The sequence below is a fragment of the Spirosoma aerophilum genome (genome assembly GCF_054782495.1).
This window is the reverse complement of record NZ_BAAGSJ010000004.1, coordinates 1,010,232-1,036,441: the sequence shown is the minus strand read 5'-3', so window position 1 is coordinate 1,036,441 and position 26,210 is coordinate 1,010,232. Positions and strand designations below refer to the sequence as shown.

At 51.7% G+C, this 26,210-nt stretch carries 23 protein-coding genes; 11 read left to right on the top strand and 12 right to left on the bottom strand.

Translation table 11 applies throughout. The features are described from left to right. Nucleotides 1-1,009: 1,009 nt before the first annotated feature. The 3 genes from ACYVK4_RS06200 (at nucleotide 1,010) to ACYVK4_RS06190 (ending at nucleotide 6,531) form a co-directional block, all read left to right on the top strand. On the top strand, nucleotides 1,010-3,898 hold the full coding sequence (locus ACYVK4_RS06200) for a TonB-dependent receptor (RefSeq protein WP_461126605.1): 2,889 nt from the start codon (nucleotides 1,010-1,012) through the stop codon (nucleotides 3,896-3,898). A gap of 27 nt (nucleotides 3,899-3,925) precedes the next feature. Then, nucleotides 3,926-5,614 (top strand): IPT/TIG domain-containing protein, encoded by a 1,689-nt coding sequence (locus ACYVK4_RS06195; RefSeq protein ID WP_461126604.1) that lies wholly within the window; start codon nucleotides 3,926-3,928, stop codon nucleotides 5,612-5,614. 422 nt (nucleotides 5,615-6,036) lie between these two features. Further along, a complete protein-coding gene (locus tag ACYVK4_RS06190; RefSeq protein ID WP_461126603.1) occupies nucleotides 6,037-6,531 on the top strand; it encodes an RrF2 family transcriptional regulator in 495 nt (164 codons plus the stop codon). Between the two features lie 200 nt (nucleotides 6,532-6,731). Here the strand turns inward: ACYVK4_RS06190 and ACYVK4_RS06185 are convergent, their stop codons facing one another. Then, nucleotides 6,732-8,249, bottom strand: a complete 1,518-nt coding sequence (locus tag ACYVK4_RS06185; RefSeq protein ID WP_461126602.1) for a DUF4301 family protein — start codon at nucleotides 8,247-8,249, stop codon at nucleotides 6,732-6,734. Nucleotides 8,250-8,402: 153 nt separating this feature from the next. Between ACYVK4_RS06185 and ACYVK4_RS06180 the strand changes: the two genes are divergently transcribed. Beyond that, nucleotides 8,403-9,104: an HAD family hydrolase gene (locus tag ACYVK4_RS06180; RefSeq protein ID WP_461126601.1), complete on the top strand. Its 702-nt coding sequence runs from the start codon at nucleotides 8,403-8,405 to the stop codon at nucleotides 9,102-9,104. Here ACYVK4_RS06180 and ACYVK4_RS06175 read toward each other — a convergent pair. From ACYVK4_RS06175 to ACYVK4_RS06150, 6 genes are all read right to left on the bottom strand, one after another. After that, a complete protein-coding gene (locus ACYVK4_RS06175; RefSeq protein ID WP_461126600.1) occupies nucleotides 9,088-9,897 on the bottom strand; it encodes an amidohydrolase in 810 nt (269 codons plus the stop codon). The two genes, ACYVK4_RS06180 and ACYVK4_RS06175, sit on opposite strands and share 17 nt — an antisense overlap. A gap of 112 nt (nucleotides 9,898-10,009) precedes the next feature. After that, nucleotides 10,010-10,582: a peptide deformylase gene (gene def / locus ACYVK4_RS06170; RefSeq protein WP_461126599.1), complete on the bottom strand. Its 573-nt coding sequence runs from the start codon at nucleotides 10,580-10,582 to the stop codon at nucleotides 10,010-10,012. A gap of 100 nt (nucleotides 10,583-10,682) precedes the next feature. Then, a complete protein-coding gene (gene ruvX / locus ACYVK4_RS06165) occupies nucleotides 10,683-11,111 on the bottom strand; it encodes a Holliday junction resolvase RuvX (protein WP_461126665.1) in 429 nt (142 codons plus the stop codon). A 168-nt stretch (nucleotides 11,112-11,279) separates the two neighbouring features. Next, entirely contained in the window at nucleotides 11,280-11,891 is a 612-nt protein-coding gene (locus ACYVK4_RS06160; protein ID WP_461126598.1) for a nucleotidyltransferase family protein, read from the bottom strand. 80 nt (nucleotides 11,892-11,971) lie between these two features. Continuing rightward, the gene (locus ACYVK4_RS06155; RefSeq protein ID WP_461126597.1) at nucleotides 11,972-14,182 is read right to left on the bottom strand and encodes a xanthine dehydrogenase family protein molybdopterin-binding subunit; all 2,211 of its coding nucleotides are present in this window, start codon (nucleotides 14,180-14,182) and stop codon (nucleotides 11,972-11,974) included. After that, complete coding sequence (locus ACYVK4_RS06150; protein ID WP_461126596.1) at nucleotides 14,179-14,685, bottom strand: (2Fe-2S)-binding protein; 507 nt, start codon at nucleotides 14,683-14,685, stop codon at nucleotides 14,179-14,181. Before ACYVK4_RS06150 ends, ACYVK4_RS06155 begins: the two co-directional genes overlap by 4 nt. A gap of 337 nt (nucleotides 14,686-15,022) precedes the next feature. Here ACYVK4_RS06150 and ACYVK4_RS06145 point away from each other — a divergent pair, with 337 nt between their 5' ends. From ACYVK4_RS06145 to ACYVK4_RS06115, 7 genes are all read left to right on the top strand, one after another. Then, complete coding sequence (locus ACYVK4_RS06145; protein ID WP_461126595.1) at nucleotides 15,023-15,796, top strand: NUDIX hydrolase; 774 nt, start codon at nucleotides 15,023-15,025, stop codon at nucleotides 15,794-15,796. A 145-nt stretch (nucleotides 15,797-15,941) separates the two neighbouring features. Continuing rightward, nucleotides 15,942-16,349, top strand: coding sequence for a ketosteroid isomerase-related protein (locus ACYVK4_RS06140; RefSeq protein ID WP_461126594.1), 408 nt, complete (start codon nucleotides 15,942-15,944; stop codon nucleotides 16,347-16,349). A gap of 12 nt (nucleotides 16,350-16,361) precedes the next feature. Next, a complete protein-coding gene (locus ACYVK4_RS06135) occupies nucleotides 16,362-16,973 on the top strand; it encodes a GNAT family N-acetyltransferase (protein WP_461126593.1) in 612 nt (203 codons plus the stop codon). A gap of 88 nt (nucleotides 16,974-17,061) precedes the next feature. After that, nucleotides 17,062-18,201 (top strand): Gfo/Idh/MocA family protein, encoded by a 1,140-nt coding sequence (locus ACYVK4_RS06130; protein WP_461126592.1) that lies wholly within the window; start codon nucleotides 17,062-17,064, stop codon nucleotides 18,199-18,201. Nucleotides 18,202-18,340: 139 nt separating this feature from the next. Beyond that, complete coding sequence (gene nagB / locus ACYVK4_RS06125; protein ID WP_461126591.1) at nucleotides 18,341-20,314, top strand: glucosamine-6-phosphate deaminase; 1,974 nt, start codon at nucleotides 18,341-18,343, stop codon at nucleotides 20,312-20,314. Between the two features lie 87 nt (nucleotides 20,315-20,401). Continuing rightward, nucleotides 20,402-21,292 carry a helix-turn-helix transcriptional regulator gene (locus tag ACYVK4_RS06120; RefSeq protein WP_461126590.1) on the top strand — a complete coding sequence of 297 codons (891 nt, stop codon included), beginning with the start codon at nucleotides 20,402-20,404 and terminating at the stop codon, nucleotides 21,290-21,292. Between the two features lie 66 nt (nucleotides 21,293-21,358). After that, a complete protein-coding gene (locus tag ACYVK4_RS06115) occupies nucleotides 21,359-22,096 on the top strand; it encodes an SDR family oxidoreductase (protein WP_461126589.1) in 738 nt (245 codons plus the stop codon). A 58-nt stretch (nucleotides 22,097-22,154) separates the two neighbouring features. Here the strand turns inward: ACYVK4_RS06115 and ACYVK4_RS06110 are convergent, their stop codons facing one another. The 5 genes from ACYVK4_RS06110 to ACYVK4_RS06090 form a co-directional block, all read right to left on the bottom strand. Beyond that, on the bottom strand, nucleotides 22,155-22,859 hold the full coding sequence (locus ACYVK4_RS06110) for a hypothetical protein (protein ID WP_461126588.1): 705 nt from the start codon (nucleotides 22,857-22,859) through the stop codon (nucleotides 22,155-22,157). Between the two features lie 83 nt (nucleotides 22,860-22,942). Continuing rightward, a complete protein-coding gene (gene mscL / locus ACYVK4_RS06105; RefSeq protein ID WP_461126587.1) occupies nucleotides 22,943-23,392 on the bottom strand; it encodes a large conductance mechanosensitive channel protein MscL in 450 nt (149 codons plus the stop codon). A gap of 47 nt (nucleotides 23,393-23,439) precedes the next feature. Further along, a complete protein-coding gene (locus tag ACYVK4_RS06100) occupies nucleotides 23,440-24,351 on the bottom strand; it encodes a DUF3078 domain-containing protein (protein ID WP_461126586.1) in 912 nt (303 codons plus the stop codon). 75 nt (nucleotides 24,352-24,426) lie between these two features. Further along, nucleotides 24,427-24,678 carry a hypothetical protein gene (locus ACYVK4_RS06095; RefSeq protein WP_461126585.1) on the bottom strand — a complete coding sequence of 84 codons (252 nt, stop codon included), beginning with the start codon at nucleotides 24,676-24,678 and terminating at the stop codon, nucleotides 24,427-24,429. 122 nt (nucleotides 24,679-24,800) lie between these two features. Beyond that, nucleotides 24,801-25,979, bottom strand: a complete 1,179-nt coding sequence (locus ACYVK4_RS06090; protein WP_461126584.1) for a helix-turn-helix domain-containing protein — start codon at nucleotides 25,977-25,979, stop codon at nucleotides 24,801-24,803. Nucleotides 25,980-26,210: the final 231 nt, after the last annotated feature.

Below are 26,210 nucleotides of genomic sequence, written 5' to 3'. Positions count from 1 at the left end.
TAGATTTGTATTGCAGGAAGCAGCCATTTACAGCTTCCTGTGTTCACGTCTTTTCACATTTTAGACTGTCTCTGTTATGACTACGAATGAAAACGTTGTTCAATGTGCTGAGACCTGCACATGTACGCCTGACTGTTGTGCTAGTGGGCAATGCACCTGTGATTGCTGCAAGGATAATTGCTGCGGAACCAGGTAAATGCCGACATTGATTTTTATATAGTAAAGCCAGTCCCTTTATTGGGGCTGGCTTTTTTATGCTATGTTCGGTTGGTATCTGCTGAGGTATTAACTCGTGATTAATAGCTGGCTAATCAGGCCCAATACGGTTGAAAAGTAATTCTGGTGATAGATAAACAACCGCCCGTTAAGGTAATTCGACATCGGATGATTGATCTGCGGGTGATACTGGACTTGAGTCAATGGTACTTTAGCGTGTCAAGCGATCACGATAAATGCCCATAAATAAATGCTCATCCACCAGCACGGAATCTGATTGGAAAAGGATGGTGAAACAGTAAATAATACAATATTTGATGTCGTAACAGTAAATAGGAAAAATATGGATTCCTTTCAGAAGAAACTTTACTCCTGATTGGCCGCGGATTGTTAAGCCAATATTACGGAACAACCGCTAGGGGGGTAATTTTACTTGAAGCTCTACACTATTGCGCGATTGTATTATATTGTTGATTGTCAATAAGTTAACTTTATTGCCTGGGTTTTTGATAAAAACTGCATATGTTTTATATAAAACCAGGTCAGGGTTTAATCGGGCTTTATATAGAACAATAACACAAAATTTAAATGGCTAATTTTTTGATAATTCAATAGTATATTTTGGCATTACGCGTGTATTTGACGTGAGAAACGGCTAATCGTATTTTAAACATAACTTTGGTTGTCAGTAGGTTGTGTTATTAACGAAGAGCCAAAAGTTAATATTCGTGTAATATTGAGGTAATACTGGACGGGTAGTTTTGCAGCGCTTAAAAGCGATACCAAACTAAAAATGAACCGGAACGTATTACTTATCATCTTCTCCCTGTTGTCCACGGCGGTATTTGCGCAGACGGGTACCATTCGGGGAACCGTTAAAGACGGAAAAACAAAAGAATCACTCATTGGCTGTACCGTGCGTGTAGACGGTACCCAACTCGGTAGTACCACCGACATTGAAGGCAACTTCACCCTGGCCAATGTACCGGCCGGAACCCAAAAAGTTGTTATCTCTTACGTTTCCTACAAAACCCGTGAAATTCCCAATGTCCGGGTTGAGTCAGGTAACACCACCGCCATCGAAACCGAATTGGATGAAGAAGGCACGTCACTTCAGGAAGTAGTTGTTCGGGCCAACAAGGCAACCAACACCGAAATCGCCGTTATCACCGAAATTAAGCAGCTGAAGCCCATTGCCGTTGGTATTTCGGCCCAGCAGATTCAGAAATCACAGGACCGTGATGCTGCAGCGGCCATTCGCCGGGTGCCGGGCGTTAGTATTGTCGACAATCGCTTTGTCCTGATCCGTGGATTAGCCGCCCGCTATAACTCGGTACTGATCAACGATGTAATTACCCCATCTACCGAAGTCGATACCCGTTCGTTCTCGTTCGACCTTGTTCCCAGCAACATCATCGACCGGATGATCGTCTATAAATCGGGTTCGGCTGACCTGCCCGGCGACTTTGCCGGTGGTATCGTTAAAATATATACGAAGCGCCGTCCCGACCAGAACTTCATGGATGCCGGGTTGACCTTCGGTTATCGCGGTAACACGACCTTCCAGACAGTACAATCGCAAACCCGCTCGGGTTTGAATGCGCTGGGCCTTTGGGATGCCAGTCAGCAACTGCCAACAAGCTTTCCGAATCGTTCCGCCGACTTCAATGCGCTGAATCCCTTACAACGGGCAGCTTATGCCCGGTTACTACCGAACACCTGGGCGTTAAAAGACTTATCTATATCACCTGATATTCGTTTCGCCCTCAACCTGGGTCGTCGGTTCGACGTTGGCGATGTCCGGGTTAGTAACCTGACGAGCATCAACTACTCGATGACGAACCAGTTTTCGAACATCGATCTCAAATTATACGATAACGGCACCATTGCCAATGCCGTTACCCAGCAATATAACGATGCCAACTACGCTCGCCAGACTCGTCTGGGTATTCTGCACAACTGGTCGGCCCGGTTCTCGCCTGGCTTCACGCTGGAATGGAAAACACTGTTCAACCAGCTGAGCACCACCGAGACGGTTGTTCGGACGGGGGCGCAGGTGGCTGAGGGCTACGACGTTCGTAGTTTTTCGGAGCGCTTCGAAAACCGGAGTATCCTGACCACACAGCTGGCCGGTGAGCATGCCATCAGTCCGTTGACGAAAATCAGCTGGGTAGGTAGCTTTGGCTACACGGGCCGCTGGGAGCCGGATTGGAAACGCGCCCGGTATCTGCGTCCAACCGGTACAACGGGCAGCGATGGCCAGCCGGCTCCTTTCCTGATCGCTACGCCAAACGACCCTACGCCAACGGAAGTGGGCCGGTTCAACTCGAAACTGCACGAATTTGTCATCTCAGCCATTGGCAACGGTGAGCATACGTTCGGCAACCCGACGGATCGCGAACCTAACAAAATCCGGTTTGGCGTGTATGCTGAACAGAAAAACCGCGATTATGCCGCCCGTTTCTACGGGTATCAGGCCATTGGCAGTGCATCGGCCGCCAAGCAACGCGACATTGCCACCGCTTTTGCTCCACAAAACGTAACGGGTTCGGAAGGAGGCTTCTCCATGCTCGACGGCACCCGCGACCGCGATGCCTATAAAGGTCTGAATACCTACCTGGCTGGTTATGTTAGTGGCGACGTATACTTCGGACCAAAAGCAAACCTGACGCTGGGTTTCCGGGGTGAATACAACGATCAGGGTATCACCTCCCGGCTGAACGGCGTTGATACCCGTCTGGTAACCAACAGGATTTTCAGTCCACTGCCATCGCTCAATTTTACATATAAGCTGAGCGACCGCACAAACCTGCGTTTTGCTTACTCCTCGTCGGTAAACCGGCCGGAGTTCCGGGAGCTGGCTCCGTTTAACTATTATGACTTCAACCTGTTAGCTGATATTCAGGGCAACACGACCCTCACGACGGCAAAGATTCAGAACCTCGATGCCAAATGGGAGTTTTATCCAAGCCAGAACGAGCTGATTTCGGTAACGGGTTTCTACAAACACTTTACGAACCCGATTGAGTCGTACCTGTTGTTCCAGGGTAATGGCTTGGCCTACACCTTCACCAACGCCCAATCGGCGCAGAACTACGGCGTAGAACTGGAGTTTCGCAAAGGTTTCCAGAACTCGGCCAGCGCATTCCTGCAAAACCTGTCGGTAGTGGGTAACGTGTCGCTCATTAAGAGTCAGGTGAACGTGGGCGACATCGTCACTGCTCCCGATCTGAGCGGTACCATCCAGCAGTACGACATTCGGGGCATTGCCGATACCAAGCGCGCTTTGGCAGGTCAGTCGCCTTACCTGATTAACGCGGGGGTATACTATGCCGCGCCTAACTCAGGCTGGCAGTGGAACGTGCTTTATAACGTATTCGGTCAGCGGATTTTCACGGTGGGAAACAGCCAGAACCCAACCGTTTATGAAATGCCCCGGAATGTCATTGACCTTAACCTGACCAAGCAATTCAATAAAAAGCTTGAACTACGGTTCGGTGTGCAGGATCTTCTGAACCAGTATGTACGGTTCGCGCAGGATTTCAACCGCGACGGAAAAATCGGCAGCGACGTAACCTCGCAAACCGCTGGTGCCGATCAGATGATTCGCAAGTTTAAGCGCGGAAGCTATTATACCGTCAGTGCAATCTATACGTTCGGTCGCCGAACGGTTATCCCGTAATTACCATCGTTTATACAATTCAAATCAATGTTTATGCAATTTTCTCAATCACGTCGTCGGACCTGGTTACAGATGCTGGCTCTCGTAGTGGGCTTGTTTGCGGCTGTCGCTGCCTGTAAAAATGAAGATACGCCCGCTCCTGTTCTGAGCATTACGAGCTTTTCTCCATCCTCTGCTCCGGTTGGCTCAACTGTCGTTATTACCGGTACAGCCTTCAATGCAACACCCGCCAGCAACACCGTTACCTTTGGTGGCGTACCTGCTACTGTAACGGGCGCATCGACAAGTTCCTTAACCGTTGTGGTACCTACAGGTGCCGGTACACCGATTGCGGTAACGTCAGGAGGAGCGACGGTAACCAGTACAACGGCGTTTCAATTGGGAAACAAGCCCGTCGTGGAAGTAACGGGCGATATTTCGGCCGACACAAAATGGACGGCTGGGAATATTTATTATTTGAAGGGCTTTGTGCAGGTGAAAGCACCGGCTACCCTGACCATTGAACCGGGAACCATCATTAAAGGGGGAGGCAAAGACGTTGATCCGGCTGGTAAGCAGCAGGGGGCTACGTTGATTATTCTGCCCGGTGCCAAGATCAATGCCGTCGGTACAGCTTCGGCACCCATCGTGTTTACCTCCAGCAAAGCGGCTGGTTCACGTAGCTACGGCGACTGGGGTGGTATCGTAATCTTTGGTAAAGCACCGGTCAACCAGCCAAGTGCTACGGGTTTCGAAGGGGGCTTGCCCGGTACAGTAGGTTCTTTTTCGGATGTAAATGACAATTCAGGGGCATTGCAATATGTACGCATCGAGTTTGGCGGTATTGCCCTGCTGGCCAATAGCGAAGTCAACGGCTTGTCGTTGTATGGAGTAGGGACTGGCACCACGCTGGACCATATTCAGGTATCGTACAGCGGTGACGACTCATACGAGTGGTTTGGGGGAACGGTCAATGCCAAGTACCTGATTGCTTTCCGCGGCTGGGACGACGATTGGGATACCGACTGGGGCTGGTCCGGTAAAGTGCAGTATGGTCTTTCTTTGCGCGATACGGATGTCGCTGACCAATCGGCTTCGAACGGCTTTGAGTCAGACAACTTCAATCCGGGTTTACCTGCAACGGGTGCTAATGCCGGTTTGCCCCTAACCGCTGGTGTATTTGCCAACATGAGCAACTTCGCCTTCAGCGGCACGCCTTCCAGCACACCATCTGCCAAGGGGAGCGGACCTTACCAATCGGCTATGCACCTGCGTCGGAATACCTCGCTCAGTATTTTTAACTCACTAATGGTTGGGTATCCGGAAGGGCTTCGCCTGGATGCGCCCACAGGAACAACCGGTACGCTGGACAATGCAACCAGTGGTGCCTTACAACTGCGGGGTATCGTGCTGGCCAACATGACCACGCCGGTCCGTGGCGCGGGTGCGATCACAAATGATCAGGCCCTTGCCTTCTTCAACACGGCGGCTTTCAAGAATCAGATTATTCCGAGCACCGGTGTAGCTGCGCTGCTGCTCAACTCGGCCAGCTTCAACCTGACGGCTCCCAACTTCCTCCCACAAACGGGATCGCCCTTGTTGACGGGTGCGATCTGGGATGGCAAAGGGGCTGATGCCTTCTTCACGAAAGAACCATTTATTGGTGCATTCGGAACAACCGACTGGACCAAAGGCTGGGCCAACTGGGATCCGCAGAATGCCAATTACGACAAATAATTTACTGAGTTAATATTTTTTATATTGGTGTCGCAATAAAAAGCCGGGGCTTTGCTCCGGCTTTTTTTATGCTGTAAATGAGTCTATTTAGCTAGGAAACCGGCTTTGGAAATAAAAGGATGAGTAACAAATGCGAAACGCTAGTTTATACACTGTAGAATAATAAGTGTATTTGTTACTTTTTAAAAATATACACGTCTAATACCCAACTAAGTCCATGAACTTTTAGATTATTTCTTAATGTTTGGCAATAAATTTGTTTAGATAATTGAGGAATGGTGTTACAAATGATATCAGTCCTTTTTTTCTCGGAAAAGGGCATAGCTTTTGGCTGAGAGACAAGCACTTATTAATTTGCCGTTTATATGGAGTAAATTCTGTGTAAGCCATCATTTCACTCTAATACCTTAATCACCGTAACAATGATCTCTAAGAAAGCTAAGTATGCCATCAAAGCCCTCAAGGTTTTGACTGAAGAGTACGGCAAAGGCCCTGTACTGATTTCCTATATTTCGGCAAAGGAAAATATTCCCAAAAAATTCTTAGAGGCTATTCTTCTTGAACTACGCAACCACGGAATTCTACAGAGTCAAAAAGGAAAAGGTGGCGGTTATCTGTTACGCGTTGATCCGGGCCGGGTTAATCTGGCGCAGGTGTTGCGGGTAATTGACGGCCCTATTGCGCCAACGCCTTGTGTATCCTTCAACTTTTACGTCAAATGTGACGACTGTAACGACGAAGTAACCTGTGCCCTGCGCCCAATTATGGAGCGCGTTCGGGATGCGAACTTAGGCGTTTACGAAAACACTACCCTGCTGTCATTCCAGAACCTGGGTTCGATCGAAACGAAAGAAGTCGCGATCGGCGTCAATTCCCCCGAACTAGCCGACGCTTCCGCCAACCGGTTGTCAGCTTAAAATAGTCAGTAAGCGGCTAACGCCTAAGTTGGTAAGTCGGTAAGTGGCTAACGCCTAAGTTAGTAAGCGGCTACGCCTAAGTTAGTAAGTTGGTAAGTCAGTAAGTGGCTGACGCGAAAGCAACACTCGCGCGTCAGCCACTTACTGACTTAGGCGTAGCCGCTTACCAACTTAGGCGTAGCCGCTTACCAACTTATAAACTATTCCTCCCCGGGCTGATGCTCCTTTCGTAAAAGGTCGTTCACTGTTTTGACCGGGTTGAATGTAATGAGCGGCACTTCCACAAAAATTGTGTTCCAGTCGGCCATGGCGCCGTTCCACAGGCCGGGAAGCTCCTGTGCTTTAAGGTCTTTCCCATCTTTCGATTTTGCCGTGATGAATCCCGTAAGCGGGTCGCGGTAGGCGGGCAGATCGTATTTCTTACCGTTACGGTCTTTCAGGCCGCACACCAGATCGACGGGGTTGAAGTGAGTCGCTTCATCGAAAATCGCTTTCTGACCGGCATCTGTCAAATCAATCTGTGCCGATTCAACCACTTGCAGGGATACCGATCCATCCTGGTTTTTAGCCCAGAAAGGCCCGCCACCCGGCTCGCCCACGTTTTTAACCATACCGCAGGCCCGGACGGGGCGATCCAGTTTCCGACGTATATAGTCCAGCTTCTCGGCTTTCGACAGATTATTGAACCCCGCCGGGGGCAACGTATATAACGTCCGTTGGAGCAACTCATCGGCTTCGGCCAGGTAGCCATCGCTTACTTCCTCCGAATCCAGCAGGCCCTGCAAACGGTTGATCTGTTGCTGTGCGTCGAGCAGAACCGTAGCCAGTACTTTTTTATACGTGATGGTCGGCTCTTTGATCTCATCGGGCACCACGTTGTCGATATTCTTGATAAAGACAATATCAGCGTCGATGTCATTGAGGTTCTCGATCAGCGCGCCATGCCCCGCCGGACGGAATAACAGGGAACCATCAGCATTGCGGAAAGGTGAATTATCCGTATTGACAGAGATGGTATCGGTCGATTTTTTCTGCTCTGAAAAGCTAATGTCGAACGTTACGCCAAGCCAGGCTTCGTAGTCGGCTTTCTGCTCCTCGATTAGTTTCTCGAAGCGGCTGCGGTGCTCGGGTGAAACGGTGAAATGGATTTTCACCAGCCCGTCGGAGTTGGCGTAGGCGGCACCTTCTACCAGATGCTCTTCTACCGGTGTGCGGGCTCCATCGGGGTAATTATGGAATTTCAACAGGCCTTTCGGCAGGCTGCCATAGTCCAGTCCGTCTTCGGTCAAGATAAACTTGAGTACGGTGATCCGGTCGTTTTCGGCAACGGCCTTGTCCAGGTCCTGCCCTTTGGCGGCCATAGCCGCTTTCAGGTCTTCGTAGAAGGCGAAATCGGTCAGGCGGGAAAATACCTCATCAACAGACTTGTCGAATTTGCCATCCAGACCCGCAAACAGGGATTTGAACATCCGTGTAGCCGCTCCCGACGCCGGAACGAACTTCACCAGTGTCCGTTCGTGGGCCGCCTGGTCGAACCGGTGGATGTAAGCGGATAGCTGGTCTTCATCCACGCGAACGATGCCATCGCCAATGGTTGCGGCTTTAATGACGTTTAGATAAGGAAAGCCGTGAACGAAATAATTTATTTGCTGATCAATGTGGTCGAGTGAAACGCCCTGAACCAAAATCTGGTCCTGATCCTGCTCTGTGAACTGCATAGGGTTAACGGAAAATATAGCGTTAAGAACAGGGGGCAAATTGCGGATTTCGGCAATGGTACGCAAATCAAATTAATGGAACGGTGGGGTAACAAAATAAGATTATGGTTACGGCGCTATCTTTGTTTATACTTATCCCTAAACCTTACGCTGATGAAACTGATTGCTTTCGATGCCGACGATACGCTATGGGCCAATGAGCCGAACTATATAGATGTCAAACTAAAATTGTGCGAAATGCTCTCACATCACGTTGACGAAGAGACGCTGTCGACGCGATTTTACGATGCTCAAATTCGTAGTTTACAGGTATTTGGCTACGGAGCCAAGAGCTTTATCCTCTCCATGATCGAAACGGCGATCGAGCTTACCAACGGAGCCGTCACAGGAAGCGAGATTCAGCAGATCATCGACACGGGGCGAAAACTGCTTGATTTTCCGATCGAGGTACTCGACGGCGTAGGGGAGGTACTGGAAACACTATCGAAACACTTTGACCTGATGGTATTGACCAAAGGCGATCTGTTTGATCAGGAGAGCAAAATTGCCCGGTCGGGACTAGGGCACTACTTTAAGCACGTCGAGATCGTGACTGAAAAGAATGAGCAGTCATATCTGCGTATCCTGCAAAAATACAACGTGCAACCCGCCGACTTTTTAATGATCGGCAACTCACTGAAGTCTGATATACTGCCCGTGGTTCACATCGGCGGCCGCGCCATTCACATTCCCTACGCCACGACCTGGGCGCATGAGATGGTAACTGATGAACAGCTAACCGGCAAAACGTTTACCACACTGGGTAGTGCCAGAGAACTGCTGGAGTTGTTCGACACGATCAGGGAAGCAGCGTAAATGAATCGGCATCCAGATTCGCCGGGAATTTGGTGCGAAAAGCGCGTAACTCGTCCAGCGACAGTGTTTGCTGATGAATCGTTTCGATGTCTGATTCCCGGAACAGCACGTCGCCTTTGAAGTCAATAACGGCGGAGTCGCCGGAGTAGGGGTGGTTGTTGCCATCTTCGCCTACGCGGTTCACGCCCGCCACATAGCTCAGGTTCTCAATGGCGCGGGCCTGCAGCAGGGTGTTCCAGGCATTGCGCCGGGCGGCCGGCCAGTTGGCGACATACAGGAGCAGGTCGTAGTCGAAGCTGGTGGGTGCAGGTAACGGACTGAAGTCCGCCGGTACGGGGACATTGCGGCTCCAGACGGGAAAGCGCAGGTCGTAGCAGATTAGGGGGCAAATACGCCAGCCTTTCCATTCTTTCACCATCCGGCGGCTACCAGCGGTATAAACCGTTTCTTCGCCCGCCATCCTGAACAGGTGACGCTTGTCGTAGGTGTCGAACTGGCCGTCGGGCTGCATCCAGACGAGTCGGTTGAAAAATCGACCGTTCTCTTTAACCACATAGCTCCCGGTAACCACCGCGCCCGTTTGGGCGGCCATTTGCTTCATCCAGCGAAAGGTGGTCAGGTTCATGGGCTCCGCTACGGCCTGGGCGTCCATGGTGAACCCCGTTGTGAACATCTCGGGCAGAACAATAAGGTCCGTTGGCTCTGCCAGATTGAAGATGCGCTCCTCCAGCATTGCCCGGTTCGCCACCGGATCATGCCAGTACAGATTGGTTTGGAGGAGAGTGATGTTCATGGTAAATTTGTGAAGTGCGTGTAAGTAAGTAAACTGAGTGGAGTGGATGAAAATAGCAGAGTCATGAAAACTGGATTGACTCAATGTACTTATTTCACCTACTTCACTCCACTTACTTCGGAAATTTCATTTTATACTCCGCGTCCGTCTTTCCTTTCGAAATGTCGGACAGTTTTTTCTTGATGAGTGTCCGGCGGAGAGAGGGGAGGTAATCGGTAAACAGCTTCCCGTCGAGGTGGTCGTACTCGTGCTGGATGATCCGGGCGGCCATTCCTTCGTATTCTTCTTCGTGCTCAACCCAGTCGGTATCGAAGTAGCGGATCACGATAATTTCGGGCCGGAACACTTCGCCCCGGATACCGGGAATGCTCAGGCAGCCTTCTTCAAAGCCCCAGTCGTCGCCTGCTTCTTCAATGATTTCGGGGTTGATGAACACCTTTTTGAAGCCGATGAGACTTTGGTCAATGTCTTCCTCGGGCTCATCTTCATTCAGCGGCTCGCCATCCACGACAAACATACGAATGCTCTGCCCGATCTGCGGAGCTGCCAGACCAACGCCCGAAGCCGCATACATCGTTTCGAACATGTTCTCGCTCAGCTTCTTCACGTCGAGGCTACCTTGTTCAATATCTTTGGCCCGTTTTCGTAAAACCGGATCACCGTAGGCAATAATTGGGAGAATCATAATCTTAAATTGTCCGAACCTGGATTTGCAGGATTAAGCTGATTTGCCTGATTCATGTATTAGTCAGAACGTAATCGAAACCATGGCAATCAATAAAATCCTATAAATCACGGTTCAGGCGGTTGCTTTCCATGTATGATTGGAGAATAATGGCAGCACTGACCTTGTCGATGTTGCCTTTTTCCCGTCTGTCTTTTTTCGTACTGCCGCCCGCGATCATCGCCTTAAGGGCCATCACCGACGTAAATCGTTCATCATGCCAATAAACCGGAATGTCGGGCAGTGCGTTCTGCAGGTGGGTAACGAACTTCCTGACTCTCGGGGTATTGTCGGTATCGTTGCCATCCAGCCCCTTCGGCAGGCCGACGATAAATGCGTCGACAGGCTCCCGTACGATGTAGGCTTTCAAAAACTTCAGCACTTCGTGAGAAGGAACCGTTTCCAGCGCCGACGCAATGAGCTGCAAAGGGTCTGTAACGGCTATGCCCGTACGCTTCATTCCGTAATCGATTGCCAGGAGTCGTGCCATGTCAGGCGCAAAGGTACGAAGGGCGTTGGCAAGGGGCAAGGGGGGGATGGTAAAGGGAGGAGGGGGAGTAAAGGGAGGAGGGGGAGTAAAGGGAAGAAAGGGAGGAGGGGAGTAAGGCAAACAGGAATTGTGTAGGCTGTTATCCTCCCCCTACTCCCTTTACTCCCCCTACTCCCCTTCTTTCCCCTCCTCCTTTTTTCTCCAGTTTTCCACATCCTGCCAGGTATCGAGGTCGATAACCGCCAGCGGGAATAAAATTTCAGCGCAGTCGTTGGCGTAGGTTTGAATAAGCTTGCGGGCACCCATATCGCCGGACAAACGCATAAATTCGGATTGATAGCGGATGTCGAACAGAGCCGGTACGCCCAGATGACCAGCTTCCCCATACTGACAGGCGGCTATGCCCCGGCTTTGCTGTTGCTGGGTGGCTATGAGTTGGCGTAACAGCTCGACCGTAACGTGCGGCTGGTCGGTCAGCATAACCAGAAAAGCGTCGAGCGGCTCGTCAGACAGCGTTTTGAGCCCTGCTTGCAGGGACGATGCCATCCCGTCGCGCCAATTTGTATTGACAGGCAGATGGACGGGCAGGTCGACTACTTCCCGACGGATGCGGTCTTCATTCGCGCCGAGAACCACCACCACGGGGCCCGTTTGCAGGGAAAGCGCAGCCTCGGCCATTCGTCGTACCAGCGTTGTTCCGCCCTGTGTAAGCAGTTGCTTAGGTTCGCCCCCCAGTCGGGACGAGGCACCAGCCGCTAAAATGATTGTGGCAATTCTCATGTATATTGTTTCGGGTTCAGTCGTTCAGATCGCCCATAATATGTTTTGATCATGAACCACTGAACCCGAAACTTGAATCATTAAACTTTTTCCAGATCGAACGGCAGTCTGCGGATGCGTTTACCGGTAGCGGCAAAAACCGCATTGGCCAGGGCAGGGGCTAGCGGAGGCAGACCCGGCTCGCCAACGCCTTTAATGGTAGGCCCGCCTTCGGTCAGAATATGGACTTCCACCGTTGGCATCTCGTTGATTCGAAGCATTCGGTTCGCATCGAAATTTTTCTGAACAACCTGGCCTTTCTCGAAGGTAATGCCATCTTTAGTGGCTGCGGTCAACGCCATGGCAATTGATCCCTCCATCTGGGCTTTCACCGTATCGGGGTTGACAACGGTGCCCAGGTCGATGACGCAGTACACTTTGTCGACTTTGACGCCCCCGTTCTTGTCTTTCGAGACTTCGACAACCTGACCGGCCAGCCCGGCGAAAAACTCCCATTGCGCCACCCCGCGACCTTTGCCCGCCGGTAAGGGAGTATCCCAGCCCGACACCTCTTTCAGCTTCGTCAGCAGCCGTTTCGCGTCGGTATCTTTAGTGAGCATCGCCAGCCGGAACGCCATTGGATCCTGCCCCGCTTTGTGGGCCATTTCGTCGATGAAGCATTCGTGCGAGAACGCCAGCGTCGAACTCGTCACCGACCGCCAGTAAGTAAGCGGCACGTGCGTTTCGGCGAAGACATAGCGGGTGTTGAGGTTCGGGATTTCATATTTTTGATCGCCCGTACCTTCGAGCATGGTATCGTCGGCTTTGGTCTTGTCGTACGTCTCGTTCATCGTCGCGTCGATAGACGGCGAGATGACCTTGTGCTGAAGCGCAACGGCTTTCCCATCGGCCGACAACGCTCCGCGCATGGCCGAGAATGTCATCGGCCGGAAGGGGCCAAGCTGGGTGTCGTCTTCCCGTGTCCAGATCACTTTAACGGGTTTGCCGACCAGTTTAGACAGGGTAGCGGCTTCAGTCGCAAAATCCTGCGTAATCCGCCGACCGAAACCACCGCCGTTGAACAGGATATGCACAGTAATGTCATCGGGCTTCACGTTCAGCACTTTGGCTACGTCATTCCGGGCCAGGTCGCCCCCTTGCGAAGATACCCAAAGCTCGACTTTGCCATCTGGCTTGTAATGGGCCAGCGCATTCATCGGCTCCATGGTCGAGTGGCTCACGACGGGTGTTTCATACAGCGCTTCAAGCTTGTTGGGTGCATCGGCAAACGTCTTGTCGAAATCGCCGGTGTTATGGCCCTGCACGCCATCTGTCTTGGCGAGTTCGCGCAGGTTCTTCTCGAACGCAGTCGAATTGAACGTGTCGAAGCCGTTATGGTCCCAGGTCACCTTGAGCGCCTTGCGGCCCTGTAAGGCAGCCCAGTAATTGTCGGCAATGATGGCTACGCCTTCATAACGATTCTTTCCGACAACACGCTCCACTTTTACGGCCTTCTGAACGCCTTTTACTTTCAGAGCCTGACTGGCATCGAAGCTGACCAGCTTACTGCCCAGCACCGGGCAGCGTTCAACAGACGCATACACCATACCCGGCACTTTGGCATCGATGCCAAACATCGCCTGTCCCGATACTTTCATCGGTACATCGGGCCGGGCTGTCGATTTACCAAGAATAGTAAACTGCTTGGGGTCTTTCAGCGTCGGCTCTTTCGGAACCGGCAGTTTGGCCGCTACTTCGGCCAACTGTCCATAGGTCAGCTTTTTGCCGGTTGGCTTGTGTATGATGGTCGCGTTTTCGGCGTAACATTCTGCCGTCGGCACGTTCCATTGCTGGCTGGCAGCCTGCCGGAGCATCTCACGGGCAGAGGCTCCTACTTTGCGCATCTGCATGTAGCCACCCCGAACGGAGCCACTACCGCCTACGGCCTGCGACCACATGCCGCCGTATTTATTTTCGCCACCCGTTTGCCGGATGGTCACTTTGTCGAGGGCTACTTCCAGCTCTTCGGCAATGAGGGCCGGAATAGACTGGAACGTTCCCTGGCCAATTTCGGGCCGGGGGTTCATCAGGGTAATATGCCCCGATTTGTCGATCAGGATATAAGGCGTCAGTTCAACGGACTCGGCTAACGGTAGTGCTGCCGTGCCGCTGAGGTTTAGAATAGGGCTGGCAAAGGTATCTGCCGCCCCGAAGCCCAGGGCAAAGGCGGCTCCGCTAAGGCCCGCAGCTTTGAGGAAGCCCCGGCGGCTCGTGCCGGTATCCGTTCCGGTGGGGGTAGGTTTCTTGCTCATCGCTTGCCGATTTTAGGAGTTGATTTAGGCATTTTGGGGGCGTTGGCCATCTCGGCCGAAGCCGAATGAATGGCTTTCCGGACGCGCTCGTAGGTGCCGCACCGGCAGATATTACCCTGCATGGCCGCATCGATATCTTCATCGGACGGTTTTGGGTTTTGTTTCAGCAGGGCCACCGCCGACATGATCTGGCCGGACTGGCAATAGCCGCACTGAGGCACCTGATGTTCGATCCAGGCTTTCTGAACCGGGTGATCGACATTTTTCGACAGCCCTTCAATGGTGGTGATCTTATGTCCTGTTGCCGCCGATGTCGGGTAGCTGCATGAACGGATCGGGGCACCGTCGAGGTGAACGGTACAGGCTCCGCACTGGGCAATACCGCAGCCGAATTTGGTGCCGGTTAGCCCAACTACATCACGGATAGCCCAAAGCAGGGGCATCTCAGGGTCTACGTCTACCGTATGTAGTTGATTATTAATGGTCAATTTTACTAAAGCCATAGCCTGGATGGATAAGGAATTAACAGTTGCTGCTGTGTATGAGGATCATCAGAGGAGAAATCGGGACTAAAATTAACGGTTTTTGCCGATATATGACGACGCAAAAGAACCGCAAAGATGTAAAGCAGAAAAAGCATTTAATCAGGGCCTTTACGGCACGAATAGAAAAGCGATCAATGACGATATGAAGGGTAACGGGTGACATAAAGAGACCCCACTAATCGTAAAATCGATACCTTGCCTTGAAAAGGGCATGCGATTTGATTGATTAAACCAGAAAAATCCAGTAATTATACAGGATTTCGCCCATTATGTCTTATTTACACAAAGATAATTAATGCCAGGTACATCCTATTCTGAACAGCTGGTTGCTTATTTCCAAACCGTAACCAATGAGTGCCTGCTGGGGGTGTCCCTTGACTGCGTGATTTTTGGGTTTCATGACACACGGCTCAAGGTTTTACTAGCCCGCTGGCGGGATACGAACGAATGGTGTTTGCCCGGCGGCTTCATCTACAAAACCGAATCGGTCGATGCGGCAGCAGAACGGGTGTTGTGTGAGCGGACAGGGCTGACGCATTTGTTTTTGCAGCAATTTCATTTGTTTGGCGATGCTGTTCGATATGATACGGCCGATACCTGGCGCCGACAGAAGTTACCCATAGCGTTCGATGGGAAATGGCCGGAGCGTACAATCTCGATGGGCTATTACGCTTTGGTGGATTATACCAAAGTAACGCCCACCGCCGATTTTCTATCCGACGAATGTGACTGGTATGACGTAACGACTTTACCGTCGCTGCTGTACGACCACCGCCAGATCATTGATGTTGCGCTGCAAACGCTTCGGCTGCAACTGAACTGGCAACCCATCGGGCTGAACCTGATGCCCGAAAAATTTACCATTCCCGAACTCCAGCGGCTATATGAAACCGTGCTGGGAAGGCCGCTGGATGCCCGGAATTTTCACAAAAAAATAACAGGATTAAGCATCCTGACCCGCCTGAACGAACGCCGAACGGGCGGGGCCCATAAATCCCCCTACCTCTACCAGTTCGATTTGGTCAACTACCAGAAAGCCCTGGTCAATGGCAATTTGATTTTTGTTTAGTATCGGGTGCATGAGCCCTGCCGTTTGGGTCGCTCTTTGGCGCCTTGGACCTGCCAACTTTATGCGTCTACGGGCAATAAATTTGGCTGAAGCCTTATATTTGCCCGATAAATATCTCTGAAATACTCCGGTAAAAACGCTTTTCATGACTGCTTTCGATACTGCTTCTCACTACTACGATGCCTTTAACCGGAAAGACTGGCAGGGGATGCTTGACCTTGTTCATCAGGACGTTCGCCACGACAGTAACCAGGGTGCTACCCATATCGGCAAAGAAGCCTTTACCCGCTTTCTTCAGCATATGGACGATTGCTACGACGAAACCCTGACTGATATGGTGATTATGTCGGAGCCAACCGGCACCCGAATTGCCTGTGAGTTTGTGGTTAATGGCGTCTATAAAAATACAGATGGCGACTTGCCTGCCGCTACCGGTCAAACGTATGTGCTGCCTGCGGGGTCGTTTCTGGAGGTTACCGATGGGAAGATTACCCGGGTTACTACGTATTACAATCTGCCGCTCTGGGAGTCGCTCGTTCTGGGGAACCAATAAATCAACTGTGTTTTGTCGGTTATAGATCCTTCTTTACTTACGTTTCGGCGGCTACAGGGGCCAGCGTTTCGGACTGTTTTCAGGGACCTGGCAGCCTTGCGCATTACGGTCTTTCATGATTTTCCATATCTATACGAAGGGACGGTTAGCTACGAGAAGAACTACCTGGAAACATACGCCCGGTCCGAACGATCACTGCTCTTTACCGTTTACGATGGAGACCGGATGGTTGGCGCTACAACCGCAATACCCCTGCGTGACGAAACGTCCGAAGTCCGGGAGCCTTTTCTGACGGCTGGATACGATATTGACGCGCTTTTCTATTTCGGCGAGAGTATCCTGTTACCCGCTTATCGGGGTCTTGGCTTAGGGAATCGCTTCTTTGATGAACGGGAAGCCCATGCCCGGCAATTCGGGCACTATAAAATGGCCTGTTTCTGCTCCGTACAGCGTCCTGAAAACCACCCGCTCCGTCCGGCCGATTACCGCCCGCTCGACGAATTCTGGATCAAACGCGGTTACACGCGGGACGACCAGCTGCAAAGTTCTTTCTTCTGGCTGGACCGGGGCGAATCCGTTGAAACAGCTAAACCAATGGTCTATTGGACTAGAAAGCTGGATTAGTCAACCCCCTTATCAGCTGGTCCCGACAAGTTTCTTTCAACATTAAGCCTGTATAGGCGGTTGTTTTTATGAATACAACCGAATCTATATGGAAGCAAATGCGCCCAAAGAGCGAGAAATAGGCATTGGAGTGATTGGTATGGGAGGATTCGGCTTGTTTGCCGTTCAGCAGTTTGTTCAACACCCAAATGCCAGACTGGTCGCCATTGCCGGTTCAAAACGGGAAGAAGCCATCCGAACCGCCCAGCGATTCGGAGCCGAGCAACTGGGTAGTCTGGAGGAACTGGTCAGTCATCCCGACGTTGATATTGTCTACATTGCCACCCCCCCGTTTCTTCATTACGAGCAGGCCATGCTGGCGCTTAATGGCGGTAAACACGTCATTTGCGAGAAACCACTGGCCATGAACCCCGAGCAGGGGGCTGAAATGCTGGCCCTGGCAAAGGAAAAAGGACTGCTGATGGTAACCAACCTGATGCAGCGCTATAACCCCATGTTTGCCCGAATCAAACACCTGATCGATAAGAACCTCCTGGGCGATTTCCTTCACGGCTATTTTGAGAATTATGCGGGCGACGAAGGCTTGTCTCCCGAACACTGGTTCTGGGACCGGAGCAAAAGTGGTGGTATCTTCATTGAGCATGGCGTCCACTTCTTCGATATGTTTGACGGTTGGTTCGGACACGGGACGGTGAAAGCGGCTCAGGTAATGAAGCGGCCCAATAGTAACGACATTGAGGACCAGGTTCAGGCCGTCGTTGAATACGGCGACGATGAATCCGGTCGTAAGCTGGTCAATTTTTATCACGGCTTTACCCAAACCGGGCGCATGGACCGCCAGGAAATGCGGCTGGTATTTGAGCGGGGCGATGTCACGCTGTTTGAATGGGTACCGACCCGAATGATCCTTCGCTGCGTGGCTGACGAAGAAACAACCCGATCGTTGATGGATCTCTTTCCGGGTGCTCAGCTCAATGTAACGGCCAATGTGAGTGGTAACGATCTACCCCTGCGCGGACGGCATAAAGAATTTAACGCTTACCAGCAGATCGAGCTTCGGTTTGGCTTCGGTGAAGAGAAGCAGCATTTGTACAGCGAACTGCTCCGGCTGATGTTTCGGGATCAGGTCAATGCTATCCATTACCCTGGAACGCACCGGCTTATCAACGAAAACAACGGACTCGACTCGCTGAAAACGGCTACTGTTGCCGACCAGATGGCCCGATAATAGCTGTCAGAGCAACCATTCGGAATGAATTAATAAAATATTTTAAAAATATTACTCTTCGGTCTCTCATTCGCTAAAAACTACCTGATTTTTTTCGACCTTTGTGCTGTCTCATCTTAATTCCTCCGCACAGCGCATCATGATTACGGAGTCTACTTTACTCGACAACCCGGACGGGCAATTACCGGGCGCAGCAAAAACGGGTGGTCCTATTCAGGCGGCCATTACCTACGAAAAAATTCCTACCCACATCTACGCCGATGCGAAAGACGCATCGCGGGCGGTGGCTCAGGAAATTGCGGATCTGATTCGTCAGAAACAAAGCGAGGGAGCGCCCTGCGTATTGGGTCTGGCAACGGGCTCATCGCCCAAAACGGTGTATGCCGAACTGATCCGGATGCACCGCGAAGAGGGGCTGAGCTTCAAAAACGTTGTTTCGTTCAATTTGGACGAGTATTACCCTATGGAGCCGGACTCGTTGCAGAGCTACTGGCGATTTATGCGGGAGCAGCTGTTCGACCATGTCGATATTCCGAAAGGGAACTACCACGTTCCCGACGGTACGATTCGGACGGATAAAGTAGGCGAGTTCTCCAAACAGTACGAGGCTGCTATCGAAGCGGCTGGTGGTCTGGATTTCCAGCTGCTGGGTATTGGCGGAAACGGGCACATCGGCTTTAACGAACCGGGTTCGCTCATCAACTCGCACACCCGCCTGATGATGCTCGACAACTCGACGCGGGCTGCCGCATCGGTAGATTTTGGTGGTTTGCCAAAAACACCGCGCAAGGCAATTACCATGGGCGTTTCCAGCATTCTGAACGCCCGTCGGGTGGTGTTGCTGGCCTGGGGTGAGCGCAAAGCACCCGTAATCCGGAGTGCCGTTGAGGGACTGGTAACGGAACTGAACCCCGCATCGTACCTCCAAACGCACCCAAATGCCCTTTTCGTGATCGACGAAGCGGCTGCCTCGGAGTTAACCCGCATGAAAACACCCTGGCTGGTGGATTCAGTAGAGTGGGATAACAAGATGAAGAAAAAAGCCGTCACGTACCTGTCGCTGACGCTCGGTAAGCCCATTCTGAAATTAACCGACCGCGACTATAACGACAACGGGATGAGCGACCTGCTGGCTCAGTATGGCCAGTCGTACGATATTAACATCGACGTTTTCAATCAACTTCAGCATACCATTACGGGCTGGCCGGGGGGTAAACCCAACGCCGACGATACCAATCGACCCGAACGTGCACTGCCTGCCCACAAACGCTGCCTGATCTTCAGCCCGCACCCCGACGATGACATCATCTCGATGGGCGGTACATTCCAGCGCCTGCGCGATCAGGGACATGAGGTACACGTTGGTTATCAAACATCGGGCAACATTGCCGTGGCTGATGACGAAGCCCTGCGGTTTGCTGATTATGTGGTCGATTTTAACACCAAATTTGGAATCAACAGTCCCGAAGCCACCCGCATTTTCCAGGATGCGGCCCAATCATTACGGGACAAGAAAGATTCCGAAATGGATACCGACGAAGTTCGATACGTGAAGGGCCTGATTCGGATGGGTGAAGCAAAATCGACCTGCCGGTTTGTTGGTATTCCGGTCGAGAATGCGCACTTCCTGAACATGCCTTTCTACGAAACCGGAAAAGTGGCCAAAAAGCCGCTGAGCGAAGACGATATCCAGATTACAATGAAGTTGATCGAAGAGATCAAACCGCATCAGATTTACGCAGCCGGTGACCTCGCCGATCCGCACGGAACCCACAAAGTTTGTCTGGATGCGGTGCTGGAATCGGTTCGTCGGTTAAAGCATAAGAACTTCATGAAAGACTGCTGGGTGTGGCTCTACCGCGGAGCCTGGGCCGAGTGGGATATTCACGAAATCGAAATGGCCGTTCCCATGTCGCCCGACCAGGTGATGAAAAAACGGTTAGGCATCTTCAAGCACCAGTCGCAGAAAGATGGTGTGGTGTACCAGGGTACCGACTCCCGCGAGTTCTGGCAGCGGGCCGAAGAGCGCAACGGCGCTACGGCAGGCCTGTATAACAAACTCGGCCTGGCCGAATACGAAGCCATGGAAGCGTTTGTCCGGTGGCGGTTTTAGGAACCCTCATGTATAGAAAAAGCCCTGTATACTGCATACAGGGCTTTTTTATGATTTGGCTATGTGAAAAGTTTGTAGTTTTAGGCAATGCAGCTACTCAACGACAACCAACAGGTACCGGTTTACGCTTTAGAGCCCGACGAAGCGACCGGTAATAGACAGTTCAGGGTATATAATTTTGAAGGAACTCTCCCCAATCAGTCAGAGCTTCTTATTCCGCACCGGAAGGATCATTATCTGATCGTTTTTATTAGACGGGCGGGTAGCCGTCAGTGGATCGACATGACGCCCTACGTCCTGAAAGACAATACAGTTTACTTTACGGGCCCCGGTCAGATTATTGTGAAGGAAGGCTTTAGTCAGTTGTGGAGTACAGGAATTGCCTTTACGAAGGAGTTTCTGGCCTTTCAGGAGAATGCGTCATTGAGTAAACTGCCGCTTATTCAAAATCCCCGAAACGGCCATGAGTTACGGCTGACGGAGGCCGACGTGGCGTTTGTGGAGGATATACTGGCGAAGATCAGCGCCGAGTATGAACGACCCAACGAATGGCAGCAACGCATGCTGACGGCCTACCTGACGGTACTGCTTACGTACTTGAGCCGATTGTATACCGAGCAGTACACCAGCAAGCCTGTTTTGACCGATAACCTGCTGCTAAAAAAATATCAGTCCAAAATCGACGAACACTTTCGCCAGCTGCACCTGGTGAGTGAATATGCTTCGTTGCTCAACGTATCGGCCGGGTATTTGAGTGAAGTAATAAAGTCCCAAAGCGGTAAGCCTGCCATCACGCACATTCATGACCGCCTGGTACTCGAAGCCCGGCGCTTGCTGTTCCATACGCAGCAGTCGCTCAAGGAAATCGCCTTCGATCTCGGCTTTTCGGACGCATCGTACTTCAATCGCTTCTTCAAGCGCGAAACAGCGTTGACCCCGGCCGAGTACCGGGCCAGTATCCGCGAAATGTACCAGTAATACCGTAATATGTGTTTCAGTTGCCAGCAGGGGGCGCCGTAGCTTTGCCCCATAAACAACTGAAACATGAAAACAGTACTGATAACAGGTGCCAACAAAAGCATTGGCTTCGAAACCGCCCGACAATTACTACAACAAGGGTATTACGTATATCTGGGCAGCCGGGACATCCGGAAAGGGCAGGAGGCCGTTCGCCAGCTACAGGCCGAGGGATTAACTCAGGCAGAGCCTATTGAAATCAATGTGGATGACCTTGCCTCGATACAGGCGGCCCGCGCCGTGCTAGGTCAAAAAACGAATGTGCTGGATGTGCTGATCAATAATGCCGGTATCCACGGCTCGATGCCGAATACCGCACTCGAAACGGACATTGACGTATTCAAACAGGTATTTGATACCAATGTTTTCGGCGTAATCAGCGTCACCCAATCATTCATAGACCTCCTGAGGCAGTCGCCCGAACCCCGCATCGTTAACGTGACTTCAGGCCTGGGTTCGCTCACCCTGCATAGTGACCCTGCCTGGAAATACTACCCGGTCAAGCCCACGGCGTATGTTATGTCCAAAGCGGCCCTCAATGCCTACACCATCGTGCTGGCTCATGACCTGCGCGACACCGCCTTTAAGGTAAATGCGGTTGACCCCGGCTACACGGCCACCGATTTCAACAATCACTCTGGCCCCGGAACCGTGCCCGATGCCGCTGCCAGAGTGGTAAAAGCCGCTGTGTTTGGCCCGGACGGCCCTACAGGTCAGTTTTTTAGTGATGACAATGTGCCCGAAACAGGTATTAGCCCCTGGTGATCAATTGTCCCGGCCCGGCTACCCGTCTCCCTGATCGCTGCCGATTCACTGCCACCGTTTATAACCGGGTGCCTATAATCAGATGAGCGTAGGCGCCACCCGGATTTATTGACGGACCACCGCTGAGGGTAGTCGCGTTACTGGTCTTCCACTTCGCCTGGTTGAAGGGGGTCAGGTAGCCTGCTCTAAGGCCGACCATGAGTTTCTGCGCCAACCCGCTCTGGCCAAAGCCGGGTTTGGCGATGTGAAGGCCGATATTGAATAAAAACTGCTCCTTTCCGATGTACTGTTGATCGGATGGGCCGTTGAGGTACCCGTCAACCGTCGAACTGCCCGAGGCCTGCTTCGACACGCGCGTACCAAACCAGGAATAAACCACCCCGGCGTTCGGAATCAGTTGCAGCCGGTCGGTGTTGCGGATCACAAAACCCAGCGACGTACCGGCTGTACTGCCCCGAACCCAGCTACTGCGGTTTGCTTCGGTGTTGGTGCCGCTGTAGGAGACAAAGCTAAAGAGGGTGGCCAGCCGGGCCTTCGGGAAAATAGTGTAGAACCCCGCCCCGCGCGAAAACTGGAGACCCGACAAAGGCAAAAAACCAGATTGCTTCAATTGGGTATTCAGGTCTGATAAGCCAGGAGCCGCTATGCCCAGAACGCTGTTCAGGTACACACTTTTTTTGTTTGTCTCGCTCGTTGGGCTCTGGCCATGCGCTAAAAGGGGGAGCAGAAACAAGCTTAGCCCAACTAGAGTTTTTCCATTCATTGTGTCGTGTAAGCTGACCGTAGCGGGGTCGCTTGTTTAAGTATTTGTGTAGTAGTAAGTAGGTAAGCTGGTAAGCAACGCGGTCAGGCGATCTCTTTGGGACGAACCACCGTTGGGTTAGCCCGAAGCACATCCCGGATCTCGGTCAAAAGGACTTCTTCCTTAGTCGGTGCGGGGGGCACATCAGGAGACGCTGCTTTCGCACGCATAAGCCGGTTCATGCCTCTGACAAGCAGAAAGATGATGAAGGCCAGAATCAGAAAGTCGATGACGATGGTCAGGAAGCTGCCATACGCAAAGACGGGTCCCAATTTTCGGGCTTCGGCCAGCGAGAGCCCCATCGTAACGGCATCCGTCAGGGGTAGGTATAGGTTACTGAAGTCAACGTTGCCGATGGCCCGGCCTACCAGGGGCATGATCAGGTCGTTGACCACAGAATCGACGATCTTACTGAAGGCCGCACCAATGATGACCCCGACGGCCAGATCCATCACGTTGCCTCTCAGGGCAAACTCTTTAAATTCCTTAAGCATGATTTTAGCGCGTTAGCTATGTGTTTGGTATGAGAAAAAGTTGATTGTTATTTGGCCTCTGGCTTATCCACAAAGTTTTGGATGGAGTAAAGAAAGCCCAGCGCAAGCCCCTGGCTATACTGAACATTGGTGTCCTGGTCGCGGTCGTAGAGCAGCATGCCCGTCAGGTTTACACTGATGCGCCGGTTGACTTTAGCGGTCAACATGACATTGAGCCGATGGTCGATCGTGTTGAAAGCCAGCGTTTCGTAATTGGCGTAGGTTAGATAGCTCACCTGTAGGTTCATATTGGGGGCAATGTCTTTCTGTAGCTCAAGTTGTATTTGAGCCGCCAGCCATTCGGTGCGCGTACTTCGGCCCAGGGGAACGCCGTATCGCTCATTCAGGCCCACCGCTTCGTCGGCCAGAAAGGTAAAGCGCGGGGCAAAGGGGCTCAGGCGGAGTGAAAACCAGGGTTGGGGCTTGTATTCAAAGCCCAGCCCGAATGTTAGAAAACCGGGCGACAGGAGGTTAGAGATCAGCCGGTTGTTGCCAGTTCCGTTCACGTCGTATTGGAAGCCCTGCGCAAACTGAGAGATGAAGTTGGCGGAGACGAACGCATTCCATACCGGGCTCAGCTTGTAGCCATATTTCGAATCCAGAAAAATACGGTCTACACTTTTGCGCATTCCCTGTCCGGCATTGCGGAGGATACCGTACTGCAGATCGACCTGATTATCCCAGGAGATTTTTTCCCGGGCGTAGTTGGAGCGGGCGTTTAGAAACAGGCTCAACGCAATCGAGCTCACGCCCCCCGCCCGCCAGTTTGAACTAAAGGCTGCCTGGTTGATATTAGCCCCGGCAGAAAACGATTTGCGCCAGTAAGTTGTATCGGCCGGGGTGAGCTGGAGGCTGTCGACCTGAGCATGAATCGTTGGTGTTGCCGCCAATAAGAAGAAGAGCGTAGTGATTTGTTTCATATACGTTGTTTAAATGGAAATGCGAACGAAGCCACATGAACAACACGGTGGCTTTAAGTGATACGGTCAAAGTCTTCAGTTGAAAAAATCATCGAGGTTAATCTGATCGACATAGGGTAGTAATCCCACCGGGTTAGCAAAGGCGCGCATAAAGTGGCAGTGGTCTGGATCGAAAAAACGGATCTCCACAAAGAACTCGTCTACCTGATAAAGCTGAATCAAATCTCTGGCACCTTCGGGGCGGCTGGCCAGGTGTAAGCAGTGCTCCCAAACGTAAGCCAGTTGCTGATCAGAAGGTAGCCGGTTAAACCCATCGAGTGTAAGCATAGCCGTTCCGGTGTCGCAATTGATGAAGCGAAACTATGGGTTAACTAGGATGCCCGCAATGGTCATCGGCCGATCTTTGTTGCAATTTATAAAGTTGTAACACCCTGAGCGGGCGGCCTAACTTATTGCTTCCCATTGAGTTGGGTTAGGTACGTTGACGGGCTGGTACCGGTGATTTTGGTGAAGGCCCGGAAAAAGGTAATCCGGTTCGTGAAGCCTGCTTCCAGGGCGATTCCTTCCAGGGTCATTCGGCGCCACTGGGGTTCTTCCAGCTTTTGCTTGACATACTCCACCCGGTACCGGTTGACAAAGTCGCTGAAGTTGGTGCCAAACTCCTGGTTTATAACGGCCGAAACCTGGTGTTGGGGTAACTGAACCTTCTCGCACAGATGGCGAATACTGTACCCACTCTGGAGGTAAGGCCGCTGGTACATCATGTGCTCTTCGATAAGTGTCCGGTACATTTGCCGCTTTTCGGTACTTAGCATATAACCCCTAACTGTATCCTCATCAGGAGCGGCCGGGACCGGGGGCTCCGGCCTGACAATGCCGGTTAACCCATAAAGAATTTGCGGGTTAAACAAGAGTAGGGTGGCGCAAGCCACCAGGTAACTACCCAACACAAACAGGCCCAGAAGCGTGTTGGCATCCGCCGACATTGGCAGGAGTAGCAGCGCCAACAGCGGCAAATAAAGGAAGCCATTGAGGAGCGTAAACAGGGTCAGCCAGTTGAGTAATACCTGGTTTTGTTCCCGCTGTTGCCCTGACAATTGCTGCTTGAACCGACTCAGCAACTGCCATTGAAAAATAAAGTAAACGCTGCCCTGAATGCACTTCAACGCGGTGTGGTAGTAGGCCGGTAACCACCCTTCCTGCTGCTTAATGATAGTTTGGAGTCCTGTTAAAAGAACCTCCAGGTATCGTGTTTTTTCGGCCGTACCCATGGCGTAGAAGGGGATCAGTTCCAGCAGGTGCAGAGCCGCAGGTACGAAGTGGAGCCAGTCGTAACGGCCAAAGCGGGTTTGCTGCCGAATAACGGCCCGTAGATAAAGGTAAGCACAAGGGGCAATGAGGTATTGAACCGGAGCCGACGAGCGAAATAGGTGAGGAAACTGAAAAATGGCATGATTGAGCAGCAAGGCCGACACCAGTGTGAACCAGGCCATACTGAACAGCGTCGTGGCCAGGAGCCGACTGGCATGGGGTTGTTGCCGGTTGAAGACAACAATGACCAAGCTGACCAGTAAGCCCAGGACGGTACTTAAGGCCATCATGAAAAAAAGCAACTCAGCGTATGGCATGGTGAATGGTTTTGTGTCTGTAGCCTGTCACCAATCGCTCCTTCTGTTCCAGCCGCAGCTACTTAACGGCTTTTTTTAACCAGCCCTATAACTACAGGTTCAATCAGCAGGTTTTAAATTATTGATTATAGAAAATACATAGGGCCGCCGGCAAACTGGCTGATTCTACTACAGCAGTAGATTTTGATAAAAACCCCGAAGCTGTCAACTGCCAGGCGTTCGTTGAAATGA